This is a genomic window from Nonlabens sp. SY33080 (assembly GCF_011784885.1).
Classification (GTDB): domain Bacteria; phylum Bacteroidota; class Bacteroidia; order Flavobacteriales; family Flavobacteriaceae; genus Nonlabens; species Nonlabens tegetincola.
Genome location: NZ_CP050461.1, coordinates 1,747,509 through 1,761,329 on the forward strand (window position 1 = coordinate 1,747,509; position 13,821 = coordinate 1,761,329).

Annotated in this window: 12 protein-coding genes; 4 read left to right on the forward strand and 8 right to left on the reverse strand. The window is 35.1% G+C overall.

Annotated features, from left to right (window positions below; translation table 11 throughout):
* Positions 1-14 precede the first annotated feature (14 nt).
* Entirely contained in the window at positions 15-2,282 is a 2,268-nt protein-coding gene (locus HCN53_RS07865; RefSeq protein WP_167342621.1) for a response regulator, read from the reverse strand.
* Between the two features lie 114 nt (positions 2,283-2,396).
* Between HCN53_RS07865 and HCN53_RS07870 the strand changes: the two genes are divergently transcribed.
* The 3 genes from HCN53_RS07870 to HCN53_RS07880 all read left to right on the forward strand — a co-directional run bounded on the left by HCN53_RS07870 (position 2,397) and on the right by HCN53_RS07880 (position 5,083).
* On the forward strand, positions 2,397-2,981 hold the full coding sequence (locus HCN53_RS07870) for a HupE/UreJ family protein (protein ID WP_167342622.1): 585 nt from the start codon (positions 2,397-2,399) through the stop codon (positions 2,979-2,981).
* Positions 2,982-3,071: 90 nt separating this feature from the next.
* Complete coding sequence (locus tag HCN53_RS07875) at positions 3,072-3,503, forward strand: deoxycytidylate deaminase (RefSeq protein WP_042279552.1); 432 nt, start codon at positions 3,072-3,074, stop codon at positions 3,501-3,503.
* Positions 3,503-5,083: a S41 family peptidase gene (locus HCN53_RS07880; RefSeq protein WP_167342623.1), complete on the forward strand. Its 1,581-nt coding sequence runs from the start codon at positions 3,503-3,505 to the stop codon at positions 5,081-5,083. The genes HCN53_RS07875 and HCN53_RS07880 overlap by 1 nt, the downstream gene beginning before the upstream one ends.
* Here the strand turns inward: HCN53_RS07880 and HCN53_RS07885 are convergent.
* The 4 genes from HCN53_RS07885 to rpe form a co-directional block, all read right to left on the reverse strand.
* Complete coding sequence (locus HCN53_RS07885; protein WP_060523720.1) at positions 5,080-5,277, reverse strand: hypothetical protein; 198 nt, start codon at positions 5,275-5,277, stop codon at positions 5,080-5,082. The genes HCN53_RS07880 and HCN53_RS07885 overlap by 4 nt on opposite strands.
* Before the next feature lie 6 nt (positions 5,278-5,283).
* Positions 5,284-5,871 carry a MarC family protein gene (locus HCN53_RS07890; RefSeq protein ID WP_042279549.1) on the reverse strand — a complete coding sequence of 196 codons (588 nt, stop codon included), beginning with the start codon at positions 5,869-5,871 and terminating at the stop codon, positions 5,284-5,286.
* 132 nt (positions 5,872-6,003) lie between these two features.
* Positions 6,004-6,969 carry a YpdA family putative bacillithiol disulfide reductase gene (locus HCN53_RS07895; RefSeq protein WP_167342624.1) on the reverse strand — a complete coding sequence of 322 codons (966 nt, stop codon included), beginning with the start codon at positions 6,967-6,969 and terminating at the stop codon, positions 6,004-6,006.
* 55 nt (positions 6,970-7,024) lie between these two features.
* Positions 7,025-7,684, reverse strand: a complete 660-nt coding sequence (gene rpe / locus HCN53_RS07900; RefSeq protein ID WP_167342625.1) for a ribulose-phosphate 3-epimerase — start codon at positions 7,682-7,684, stop codon at positions 7,025-7,027.
* Between the two features lie 340 nt (positions 7,685-8,024).
* Here rpe and HCN53_RS07905 point away from each other — a divergent pair, with 340 nt between their 5' ends.
* Positions 8,025-8,594, forward strand: a complete 570-nt coding sequence (locus HCN53_RS07905) for a hypothetical protein (protein ID WP_167342626.1) — start codon at positions 8,025-8,027, stop codon at positions 8,592-8,594.
* A 183-nt stretch (positions 8,595-8,777) separates the two neighbouring features.
* Here the strand turns inward: HCN53_RS07905 and HCN53_RS07910 are convergent, their stop codons facing one another.
* The 3 genes from HCN53_RS07910 to HCN53_RS07920 all read right to left on the reverse strand — a co-directional run bounded on the left by HCN53_RS07910 (position 8,778) and on the right by HCN53_RS07920 (position 13,723).
* On the reverse strand, positions 8,778-11,045 hold the full coding sequence (locus HCN53_RS07910; RefSeq protein ID WP_105018027.1) for a polyribonucleotide nucleotidyltransferase: 2,268 nt from the start codon (positions 11,043-11,045) through the stop codon (positions 8,778-8,780).
* Between the two features lie 168 nt (positions 11,046-11,213).
* The gene (gene rpsO, locus HCN53_RS07915) at positions 11,214-11,483 is read right to left on the reverse strand and encodes a 30S ribosomal protein S15 (protein ID WP_042279545.1); all 270 of its coding nucleotides are present in this window, start codon (positions 11,481-11,483) and stop codon (positions 11,214-11,216) included.
* 137 nt (positions 11,484-11,620) lie between these two features.
* A complete protein-coding gene (locus tag HCN53_RS07920) occupies positions 11,621-13,723 on the reverse strand; it encodes a hypothetical protein (RefSeq protein WP_206063920.1) in 2,103 nt (700 codons plus the stop codon).
* Between the last annotated feature and the right edge of the window lie 98 nt (positions 13,724-13,821).

Below are 13,821 nucleotides of genomic sequence, written 5' to 3' on the forward strand. Positions count from 1 at the left end.
AAAGCAAAGGTCGTCTATTTTGAACTACGATAACTTATTATTGTAGTTGCTATCTTATTTTTCAACTCCTTTATATCATATGGCTTTATGATTATATCATTCATCCCAGAGGAATAAATACGCTCACGAGCTTCTTCAATTTCAACAGCTGTCAAAGCTATTATAGGCACGTCACTAATTTTTCTAATATTTTGGGTTGCTGTTATACCATCCATAACAGGCATATTAACATCCATTAAAATTAGGTCTACAGGATTGTTTTTATAAAAATCAATTGCCAAAGCTCCATTTTCAACTACAGAACATTGTACACCAACCTTTTCTAGAATTTTCCTAGTTACCATTTGATTGATTTTATTGTCCTCGGCAACTAGGATATTAAGTCCTTTCAATACATTTTCAAGCACGATAGGTGTTGTGCTTCCTTCATGAATGCTTGAAGTAGCAATTTCAAAATCAAGAGAAAAGTAAAATGTAGACCCTTTTCCTTCAACACTGTTTAATTTGATTTCACTACCTGAAAGATCTAGCAGTCGCTTCACTATAGGTAATCCTAAACCAGTACCTTGATAAAGATTACTATGAGCATCACCTTGTTTAAACTCTTCAAAAATTTCTTGTTGCCTTTCTTTTGATATACCTGTACCGCTATCTTTAACTTTAAAAGTTATGTGAGCTACTCCATTATTTCTCATTGATTCTAACTCAACAACAATACTTCCATTTTCAGTAAACTTATTAGCATTTCCCAGTAGGTTCATTAATATTTGGGATAATCGTGTAGGGTTACCTTTTACTCGATGAGGTAAGTTGTCAGGTATGATAGAATTTAGAGTGTTGTTATTTTGTCGTTTTAAATATTCAAAGGTTTTAATAATCTTCTCTACCAAATCACGGATTGAAAAGACCGTTTCTTCATTTTCAATTTTATTATGGTCTATTCTATTAATTTCTAGAACGTTGTTCACCAAAGCTAGAAGATAATCAGCAGAAAACTTTAAAGACTCTAAATCACTAGAGAGCGATGCATCTTTATTATTTTCAGACAGGATCGAACTTAAACCTATTACTCCGTAAAGCGGTGTACGTAATTCATGACTCACAGTTGAGAAAAAGTTATTTTTAACTTCAGCTAGATCTTCTGCCTTTTTCTTTTCGATTAGATAGGCGTGGTTTTTCTTTCTAAGCTGTTTAATTATTCTTTTACGCTTATAAAAATTACTTGCTAGAATTAAAATTATCAAAAGAGCAACCGCTACAAGACCGAAAAGAACATAGTTAAGTATGGTTCTATTTTTTATTTGTTCTTCCTGCAGTTGTTTTTGTAATCGAGTTTTATCTAGTTCACGCTGGTATTCCTCTACCTTATATTTTTGCGCCAGCTTTGCTGTTTCTTGTTCTATGAAATTAGTCTGATTTGTTTTTAATGTTTCAATATACTGATCTTGAATAATGGCAGCCTGTTGAAGTTTATTATTTTCTAATAAACAAACAGAATAAGATTGAAGGAGCATTTCCTTTTCAGATGAATTGTTTTGCCCTTCTGTTATCTTAATACCTTCCAGAAAGTATTTTTCTGCTTCACTAGTCTTTCCATTTTTACAGTAATGAATACCAATAAAATTTTTAACTAATGCTTTATAGTCATCAGAAACACCTTCAGGGAAAATCTCTTTATCCTCAAATTGCAATACGATCTTGCTAAAATCATCCCATCGTTCAACATCAATCAAGTAATCCGCGTAGTTATACATAGCATATTCCAAGCCATTTATATCACCTATGCGTTCATAAATTTCAATAGCTTGTTTATAATAATCTTCGGCCATTTCTAATGTTTTCATTTGTAGAGAATAAACATTAGCTAGATCCACATAGGAATCGGCAGTAGCACCATCGTTATTTAACTGTTTAGAATATTGAGCCGACTTTTTGAAATTTTCGGTAGCACGCACAGTATCTCTTAATTGCAAGTAATCAAACCCTAGATAATTATAGCTACGGCTTATAGCATCTAGATCTTTTGCATGCAACGCATGTCGTAAGGCAAATTGATTGAGTTCAAAAGACTTTTTATATTGACCCGTTTTGAAATAATCGGTAGACCTACTTAAAATAGAATCTAATTGATAAGGGGTATAGGTCGTCTTAACCTCATAAATGCTATCAAGCTCTTGACTATTACAAAGAACACACGATAACACACCGATTAAAAGGCTTAAAATAGCACGAGATATTTTAACTTGTTCTAGCAAAATGGCATGGCTGTTTAGAGTAGTCAAAAGATAAGAAAATAAAATTACACACGAATGATAATTCCTACTTAGAATTTTACAGCAAACTGTCTACTTTTTTATAATTAGATTTTATTTTTGACCAAATCCCCAAAAATAATTATGAACGATTTTATACTATATGTTACAGAAGGTTTTGAACATGTTCTAGATCTACGCGCTTATGATCATATTTTATTCATAACCTTATTAGCAGTTCCTTATTTATTCAATAGCTGGAAAAAATTACTCTGGTTGGTAACCGCATTTACAATAGGACATACTCTATCTCTATTCCTAGTAGCATATGGTGGCGTGAGTGTAAAATCTGCCTATATAGAATTTCTTATCCCAGTTACCATCGCTATCGCAGCTTTATACAACATCTTTACCGCTGGTAAAAGACATAGAGACCAGGCACATTGGGTTACCATAATAATTACTTTATTTTTTGGATTAGTACATGGTTTTGGTTTTGCAGGTGAATACAAAATGCTAGCAGCTGGAGCAGATAATGATTTTCTCATGTTATTAGAGTTTGCTCTAGGAATTGAGCTAGCTCAATTAGTGATAGTGCTTATCGTATTGATTTTAAACTTTATATTTACTGGTCTATTTAGGTTTAGTAAAAAGGATTGGGTGCAAATTATAAGCGCCATTATTTTCGGTATTGTAATTCCGATGCTTCTTGAAAGATGGATGTGGTAAGCCGATCATGTTTTTTGCAATAAACCTTAACATTTTATCGCTTTCGCGAAAGCGTAAACCTATTAACAAAGCCTGTCTAATCAAGTTTGCATGAATAACACTAACAAACAGCACAAATACGACGTTGCTTATTTGAAAATGGCACAGGAATGGGCCAAATTATCCTATTGCAAAAGACGACAAGTAGGAGCTCTTATAGTGAAAGATCGCATGATTATAAGCGACGGATATAATGGAACGCCTAGTGGTTTTGAGAATTTTTGTGAGGATGAAGAAGGATATACAAAATGGTATGTTTTACATGCAGAGGCTAACGCTATTCTAAAAGTAGCAGCATCAACACAAAGTTGTCAAGGTGCAACACTTTATATTACCATGTCACCTTGTAAAGATTGCAGCAAGCTAATTCATCAAAGTGGTATAAAACGTGTAGTGTTTATAGAAGCTTATAAAGATCAAAGCGGAGTAAAATTTTTGGAGCGTGCTGGCGTTACAGTAGAACGAATCACTGAATTAACTTAATGAAAAAAACGTACTTGTACTTACCCATTTTCCTAGGAGTGTTTTTTGCTGCTGGAATTTTATTAGGGCATTATATTAATGATGTTACTAATGGCAGGTATCTAGCAAGTAACAATTCATCCAGGCAAAAATTAAATCGATTAATTGATTTAATAGAAAATAAGTATGTGGACGATATCGATACAGATAGTATTGTTGATGCTACGGTACTGGGTATCATGCAAAATCTAGATCCACATTCAGTTTATATACCTAGTGACCGTGCAGAGGCTGTACACAACGATATGAGAGGTGATTTTGTAGGGATTGGAATCAAATTTTTTGTGAACAACGACACGATATCTGTAACTCAAGTCTTTAAAGATGGACCTAGTGATGAGGCTGGAATACGAAGCGGTGATAAAATTCTTACCGCCGATGGACGCAAATTATATGGAGAAAATGGTACAGATTCCAGTATTCTTAAGGGAAAAGACGGTACAAGGATAACACTAGGAGTATTGCGACCAGGAGATCAGGAATTACTTCAAATTCCAGTGACTAGAGGTAAAGTTGCGCTACGTAGTGTAGATGCCGCTTATATGTTAAGCTCAGATTTAGGCTATATTAAAGTCAATCGTTTTGCTGAAAATACAATAGAGGAATTTGATCAAGCTATCGAAACAGTAAAAAAAGCTGGTGCAACATCCTTAGTTTTAGATTTAAGAGACAATCCTGGAGGAATACTTACTGCGGCGACTCACATAGCCGATGAGTTTTTACAAGAAGATAAACTCATTTTGTTTCAAAAAGATCGCAATAATAAACGAATTGACAGTTATGCCACTGACGATGGTGATTTTGAAGATAGAGAGGTCTACATCCTTATCAATGAAAATAGTGCTAGCGCAAGTGAAATTGTTGCAGGTGCCTTACAAGATAATGATATTGGTATTATTGTAGGTCGTAGAAGTTTTGGTAAAGGTCTAGTTCAACAGGAAATGAAGTTAGGTGACGGCAGCTCTGTACGGTTAACAGTGGCTCGTTATTATACTCCTACTGGACGTAGTATTCAACGACCTTATGATATGGGTAAAGAAGCCTATTTTAATGAATACATTAATAGATACCAAAATGGTGAGTTAATCGATGAATCAAATATTGAAGTGAACGATTCATTGAAAAGAATTACTCCAGGAGGCAAAGTCGTTTATGGTGGCGGCGGTATTGTTCCAGACGTTTTTGTTCCTAGTCCAGATGGATACATTCTTCAGACCTTAGATTATTTTGCTAGAACTGGTTTTGCCGATCGTTTTACAAATATGTACTTACAAGAAGACGGCGCCTATTTGTTCAACCTATCCAAACAAGAGTTTTTGGAAGAGTATGAAGTTCCTGAACCTGTCATGGAGAATTTCATACAGTTTGCTCAACTTTATAATACCAGTATAAAATTACCTGGATATAGGAATGAAATTTATTTGATCATAAAAAGCTCTATTGCCGAACAGCTTTTTGGAACTCAGCTTAAGGTAAAACTGATTAATCAGGAAGATAATATGATTAAAAAGGTTTTACAATTACACGCAAAGTCAAATTAGGCCTTACTTTTTTCTTTAATTTTAAGAGAAGTAAGCATTATCCACATAAGTACTACTACACATAAAGCTGCGATAATACTTATTACGGCAATTTGACTATCTCCATTAAATGGCTGGTTAAAATCTAATTTAAACACATTAAATAAAGCGCTTGCACCAGCGATGATCATCATTATTTTACAGAATAGCTTCATGATATTTTAAATAAATAGTTCTTTTATATTGGTCGCAAAAAGCTTCACAGCTATCGCTAATAATATAACTCCAAAAATTTTACGTACTACGTTGATACCTTGTTTTCCTATAACCTTTTCAATTCTTCCAGAATTCTTCAGCACTAGATAAACAAAAGCAATATTCAATACAATTGCTACGATAATATTAATCCCACTGTATTCCGATCTCAAAGACAGAACAGATGTTAAAGTACCAGCACCGGCAATGAGAGGAAAGGCTATAGGAATAATTGCTGCTGTTTCAGGAGCATCATCTTTATACAGCTGTATTCCTAATATCATCTCTAATGCAATAAAGAAAATAATGAAAGCACCTGCAACAGCAAATGAATTTACATCAATTCCAATAAGATTAAGCATGCTCTCTCCTACAAACATAAAAACGATCATTAAGATACCAGCTACTATACTCGCCTTTTCACTTTGAACATGTCCCACCTTGCGACGCAAATCAACAATAATCGGAATACTACCAATTATATCTATTACAGCAAATAAAATCATTGCTGCAGTAAACGTCTCTTTAAAATCAAAAGCTGTTAAAAATTCCATCTCGATTTATTCAAATTTTTTGCAAAAGTACTGTTATTTAAAAGTTGGGCAACCACAATTCCTGTTTAAATAATTCTTAATAAACAGTAAAGAATTTTGACATATTCCAGTTTAGAAATTCTTTATTAGGTTTTAACCTTTTTCCATTATATCAGAAATAATCATTTCTGCATGAACCCTACTATTCTCTATGAACCACTTATGTGTTTCCTTTCCGCCGCAAATAACACCAGCGAGGTATATACCAGCTACATTAGTTTCCATTGTTTTAGGATCGTAGCTAGGTATTAAATATTTTCCTGTAAGTTCAACACCCAGGCTTTTTAAGAAACTAAAATTGGGCAGATAACCCGTTAGAGCAACAACAAAATCATTTTCTATACTTTTTATAACTCCGTTATGTTTGAAAAACACCAAATTCGGTGTGATTTTTTCAACTTCAGAATTGTAAAAAACAGTTATAGCTCCTTCTTTGATCCTATTTTCTATATCAGGTTTAACCCAATACTTTACTCGTTCTCCTATGGAGTCTCCTCGGACTAGCATGGTTACCTTACCTCCTTTTCTATAAATTTCAAGAGCTGCATCAACCGCACTATTACTAGCACCAATAACCACCACATTTTGAAAAGCGTACAAGTGAGGATCATTGTAATAATGGGTTACCTTAGGAAGCTCTTCTCCTGGAACTTTTAATAAATTAGGAATATCAAAAAAGCCAGTTGCAATTATCAATTGTCTTGACAAATAGGTTTTCCTTGAAGTAATTACTTCAAAATCAACTTTCTTTTTAACATCGACGACCTCTTCAAATAAATGAATGTCCAGTTGGTTTGAGGTAGCAATTCTTCTATAATATTCTAATGCTTCTTGCTTACTAGGTTTTGCTTCTTTTGAAATAAACGGGATCTCTTCAATCTCAAGCTTTTCACTAGTTGAAAAAAACTGCATGTTAGCAGGATAATTATACAAAGAGTTTACGAGCGGTCCTTTTTCTAGAACTAAATAAGATAATCCTGCTTTCTTTGCTTTTAAGGCACAAGCAATACCTATGGGTCCTGCCCCAATAATAATTATATCATACAATACCTCTTCCATAGCACAAAGATAATGGCTACTTTCAAGGACTATTTACAGAGTAATCTTAAAAAAATTACTTCTCTATAATTTTCTTAAGACCTGCGATAGTTTGGGTAGGATTTTCGCTTTTGAATACATAGCTACCAGCTACTAACACATCGGCACCAGCATCGATTAATTGCTTTGCGTTTTTATCCGTCACGCCACCATCGATTTCAATCAAGGTTTTAGCACCTTTAGCATCAATAATTTTTTTGAGCTGGGTTACTTTATCATAAGTATTTTCAATAAAGCTTTGCCCTCCAAAACCTGGATTCACACTCATCAAACAAACCATATCAATATCCTGAATGGTATCTGTAAGTAAATGAACACTAGTATGTGGATTAAGTGCTACACCAGCTTTCATACCGTGAGATTTTATAAGTTGAAGTGTTCTGTGTAAGTGTGTACACGCCTCATAATGAACGGTAAGGTAATCACAACCTAAATCGGCAAAGGTTTTCACATAACGGTCTGGATCAACGATCATCAAATGTGTATCTATAGTTTTTGTGGCGTGCTTTACGATATCACGTAGCACGGGCATTCCAAAAGAAATATTAGGAACAAAAACACCATCCATGATGTCTATGTGAAACCAGTCTGCGTCACTAGAATTAATCATTTCAACATCACGTTGAAGGTTTGCAAAATCTGCTGCTAGAATAGATGGGGCGATACGTTTGGACATTACTAAGTTTTAAAGGTTATGCAAAGTTAGGGTATTGATTTCGCTTTCGCGAAAGCACAGCACTATAAAATCATTTTGTAATGACCACTCTAAAATTTTAACATAGCTGTTTTCATGTAGAAACAATCTGTTTAAATTTAAAAAGATAAAATTTTAAACCATTTTAACAAAAGATATACAGCAAGTTAAAATGTTGCAAACATATTATTAAGATGCTGCTAAACACTTGCCTGTAACTATTTTTTTTTTTTTGCTTTGAGAAGATTTGCAAATCAAAATTCCCTTTAAACGAGGAAGCCGAAAAGCGATATGAGTAAGCATAATTAATTATTAATATATAATGAAAAAACATTTTAAATTATTACCACTACTCCTTGTGAGTTTTTGTTTAACCTTTAATTCTTGTAGTGATGACGAGCAAGTATTAGAAACAAATTCAGAAGAGCAAAATTTCTTAGAAAAATCTTCAAGTGCTATAGAAACTATTGAAAGTATTGAAGAAGATTTTGGAATTGAGTTAATTGTTGATGAAACTATAGATCCAGAAAATACAATTCATTTTGAAACAGAAGAAGAAATGAGAAGTTTTATTGAAGAACAATTAAATCAAATTCAAAATCCCAGTCCTGTTCAAACAGAAGGATGTGCTAATGGAATATACACTGGTCAGGCGGCATCATCTGGGTTAGCTTCTTTGAATTTTGATGTTTCTGTTAGTGACGGTTGTATTTCAGGTATTAGTGGATATTGGTCTGGCTTTACATTTGGTTTAGGATATACACAAGGTGAATCGAATATGAATTGTAGTTCAGCTACGGTTTGTGGAACAGTTGACTATTTGCTGTTTTTTCAAGGTATCGGTACAGTATGGAAAGAGAGTGTATGTTATTCAATTAGTTTAAATTGTTAATTATGGATTTAAAACTTTTTTCATGGCAGCTATTTCTAATCGCTGTAATCGTTATTGTAGCTGTCCTTGTTTATAGAGCAGTAAGAAAGAATAGAAAGAATAATAACTTATAATTAATATTCATTTTTATAAAAAATGCCTCTCGATTTCTCAAGAGGCATTTTTAAATTATAAACTTGTGAATTAATCTTCAGATTTATTCTCGTTGTTGTCATTATCACGACGTGGTCGGTCATCGCGACGTCTGTCGTTACCACGACGGTCATCTCGTCTACCACCGCTACGGCGGTCGTTGTTACGCCTATCGTTATTGTTACTGCGACGTGGACGCTCTTCCCAACCTTCTGGCTTAGGCATTAATGCTTTACGAGATACCTTTTGTTTTTTAGTTCTAGGGTCTATTCCTAAATACTTAACATCTAGAACATCTCCTACACTTAAAACAGTTGATGGATCTTCAATACGTTTGTAATCAAATTCACTTACGTGTAATAAGGTTTCCTTTCCAGGAGCAAATTCTACTACCGCACCAAATTCAAGCATCTTAACCACTTTCACCTCGTAAACCGAGCCTACTTCAGGTTCAAAGATGATGTTTTTGATACGCTCAATAGCAGCATTGATTTTATCGCGGTCTGTACCGGCAATTTCGATAACACCCTTATCATCAACCTCTTCAATATTGATAACCGTATCTGTTTCCTTTTGCATTTCCTGGATAATCTTTCCACCAGGTCCGATAACAGCACCTATGTACTTTCCTTCTATCTCCATAGATTCCATCTTAGGAGCGTGTGGCTTCACATCATCAGCTGGAGTAGCAATCGTATCGGTAAGTTTACCTAAAATATGCATACGACCATCACGTGCTTGCATTAAAGCATTGGTAAGGATCTCGTAAGAAAGACCTTTAATCTTAATATCCATCTGGCAAGCAGTGATACCATCTTCTGTACCTGTTACTTTAAAGTCCATATCCCCTAAGTGATCTTCATCACCTAGAATATCAGATAAAACTGCATAATCATCACCATCACTTATCAATCCCATCGCAATACCAGAAACCGGCTTTTTCATTTCAATACCAGCATCCATAATTGCCATAGTACCAGCACAAACAGTTGCCATGGAAGAAGAACCATTAGATTCTAATACTTCACTTACAACACGCACAGTATATGGACAATCCTCTGGAATCATTCCTTTAAGTGCACGTTGAGCAAGGTTACCGTGTCCTATCTCACGACGAGATGTCCCACGTAGTGGACGAGCCTCACCAGTTGAGAATGGCGGGAAATTGTAGTGTAAATAGAAACGCTCTTCACCTTCTTGAGATGCCATGTCTATCACATTTGCGTCACGAGAAGTACCTAAAGTAACAGTTGCTAATGCTTGAGTTTCACCACGTGTAAAAATCGCACTACCATGTGTAGAAGGTAAGTAGTCTATCTCACACCAAATATCACGAATATCAGTAGTTTTACGACCGTCAAGACGCACACCTTCCTTAAGCAACACATCGCGTACTGCTTTTTTGTGGGTTTTATTGAAATATTTAGAAATTAATTTTCCTTTTTCTTCTACCGTTTCTTCATCAAAAGTTTCAAATAAGGCTTCTTTAATTTCACCAAAGGCAGTTGAACGCTCTCGCTTACCGCTACCTTGTTTGGCAATATCATAAACCTTGTCATAAGTAAACTCAGCTACTTTAGCCTCGATTTCAGCATCTTCATCCTCGCCTTCATACTCACGAGTTTCCTTCTTACCACCTACTTGTTCTACTAATGCTTTTTGAGCCTCGCATTGTTCCTTAATAGCTTCATGTGCTGCTTTAATAGCTGCGATCATTTCTTCTTCAGAGATTTCATCCATTTCTCCTTCAACCATCATCACACTATCGGCACTCGCACCTATCATCATGTCAAGATCACTTTCCTCTAGTTGTTCAAAACTTGGGTTTATGATAAACTCGCCGTCAATACGTCCTACACGCACTTCAGAAATCGGGCATTCAAAAGGAATGTCAGATAATTGTAATGCAGTACTCGCAGCTAATCCTGCTAGTGCATCAGGCATTACGTTTTTATCGTGTGACATTAATTGAATCATCACTTGCACTTCATTGTGGTAGTCCTTAGGAAATAGTGGACGTAATACACGGTCTACTAATCTCATAGTAAGTACCTCACCGTCATTAGGACGTGCTTCACGTTTAAAGAATCCGCCTGGGTATTTACCTGCCGCAGCAAATTTTTCTCTAAAATCTACAGTAAGAGGTAGGAAATCCATTCCCGTTGAAGAGTAACCAGATACTACAGTACCTAATAACATAGCGTCGCCGCAGCGCACTACAACCGATCCGTGTGCCTGTTTTGCAAGAGCACCGGTCTCAATGGTGATATCTGGCCCATTGGCCATTTTTATCACTTGTTTAAAAACTTGTGGTTTCATAAAATTTTATTTAACGTTTTCTCAAGTTGTGTGTGGTGAGAAAGTGTTTGTCATTTTTCTTTATGAGAAACCAGCTTTTATGTCTCGCGATTATTTATTTATGACGCTTTCGCGAAAGCGTACCTGCAATATACTAATAAAAAAAGGGGACACAAGGTCCCCAATTTTTTACTTTCTTATTCCTAATTCCTTAATAAGCTCACGATATCTTAAGATATCCTTCTTCATAAGGTAATCAAGTAATGAACGACGCTTACCTACCAATTTAACCAAGCTACGCTCTGTATTAAAATCGTGACGGTTTTTCTTAAGGTGTTCTGTTAAGTGATTGATACGGTAAGTGAATAACGCGATTTGCGCATCAGTGTTACCAGTATCGTTTACTGACTTTCCATACTTTGAAAAGATTTCAGCTTTTTTTTCTGCAGTTAAATACATGCCAAAATTATTTGAAATAATGAATATTATGTATGTCAGACTATCTGACGTATCGCTTAAAGCGAGTGCAAAAATAATGTTTTATTATGGTTTACAAGCTTTTAAATCAAAAAAGTTAATCTGATGCTTTTTATTATTTACCTATCGTAAGACCAGTTCATTATATCTGTGCGCAATCCTATGTTAAACCAGGTTGTGGATTGATCAACCACTATTACGTTATCTACTTGAGGAGAAATATCACGATAAATAAGCTGTGCATATACTTTTAAGTTTGAGGCTGGATTGATTAAATATCCAGCTTCAAGTTGCCCATAAAAATAGCTTGCGGTATTACCCTGAGCTACTTCATTCCCGTTTTCAAATGCGCGATTATCTTCACTGGTGTATATATTTCCTCCATAAGCAAGATTGTCGCTATTTGATAATATATCATAACCACGTTCCCCTAAAATAGCTTTACCGATCCCATACCATCGTTGATAGTCATATCGGCCTATAAAAATCATCTCATAGAAGTTTGCACCCCATGGATGAGCAAGCGCTTGGTTACTATTACCATAATTAAGAACGATAGAATTATGACTATAAGTAAAAGGCCTTACCCGATTATACTCGGCTTGAAGCATTAAACCGTTAATAAAAGCATTTTGCCATTTTACACCTAATTGAAAGGCACTTTTATTCTTAAAACTACCACCACCAGCCACGGCATCACTAGAAAACTCATCAAAAACAAGCTGTCCATATCCCGTAACCCTATTGGTGAATTTATATTTTGCAGTTGCGCCTATTAGAGCATTTCCACCTCGTGAACCTGTTTGTAATTCAATGGCTTGATAAAAAATGATAGGATTAATATAATTAAAATCAAATCCTCTTTGGTTATCATCCTGCCAAAGCACACTTTCAAACAATCCGATATTAAGTCTCTTTGTAGCATTCCAACTTAAATAGTGAAAAGTCATAAACTTAGTACGAAAACTATCATCGGCAGTTACTTCACTGCGCACATCTCTTAGCGAGGTGTAAAGAACAGTGTAGTTGAGCTTCCAAAAATTTGCATTTACTTTAAAGTAAGGGAATGGCATTGAATTATCACTTAAAATTAAAGATCTGTATCCATCTCCTATAAAATGCTGCCCATGACCTAATTGTAAATCAAAATACTTGCTAGGTTTGTAATTAATATAACCTGTTGCTACTGGGTAATCGTAAATATTCTCACCGCCATCTTCAGCAATACCACGACCAGGCACAATACCTGGATTACCGCCATCGGGTGCTCGCAGCGTGATTTCTCGATTGAAATAATCTGCAAATCGACCTTGAGATTCTTGAATCGTAGCTCCAAATGTTATTTGCTTACCGATACCACCGTTTACCATCGCAAGCCTTGTATTATTAAAAGTATTAATATCGGCGTCAAAATCTTTACCCAACTGTAGGTCTACTCCTGGATCTATTACAAACCAGTAATCATCTCCTGCAACTCTAAAAAAGTGCTCATTCCACCATTTGCGACCTAACCATGTTGTGCGTTCTTCTGTTAAACTAGAGCGCTGTGCTTCTAAATCAAAATAAGCTCCTACTTGATTAAAAGTATAAGGTTTAATACTACTATGAGCATTAGTACCAATTTTGTTCATAGCAGCCTCATATGGTGCATAACGCTGATACGAAAAAGGAATTATTGCGTTTGAGAGTAATTCTTGATTGGTGTATTTATTTGATTTGATAACTTGGTAATCATTGTTCGCTTTCGCGAAAGCGATACTGTCTAAGTCATTGACCACATCATTCTTTGCTGGCGATGCAGTATTTTGCTTTTCATCAAACGTAACAAAGGAACCACCTGACACCAATGGAACCGGTGTGTTTATAACAAATTGCATAAACGTGGAATTTCCGTTGTAGCTAGGTGGCGTAATTTTGGGCAATGAATTAAAAGCTTTTCTCAATTCATTTTTTACATCTTGCTCTTTTGAGTCTAAGGTGATAACAATAAACTCACCGTCTTTATTTACTTCAAACCTAATAGTCGCACTACTAGAGCTAACATCTTTTGGGTGATCATAATTATTTTGAAGCTGCACGTATAATTCCTCATAAAAACAGCCTGACAGTTCACTGGATAAAACTGATTCACAATTACTAAAAATAGGGAATTTCTCTATACTTGTTTGAGCTACACCTGTTATAGAAGACAGTATAAAAATTAAAGAGAGAATTGATCTCATAAATTCAAGTTATAGGCTCAAAGATACACTTTAATAATACCGAATAAAAAATCCCAGACTCATATTAAAAAACAGGTCTGGGATCACAATAAATGGTT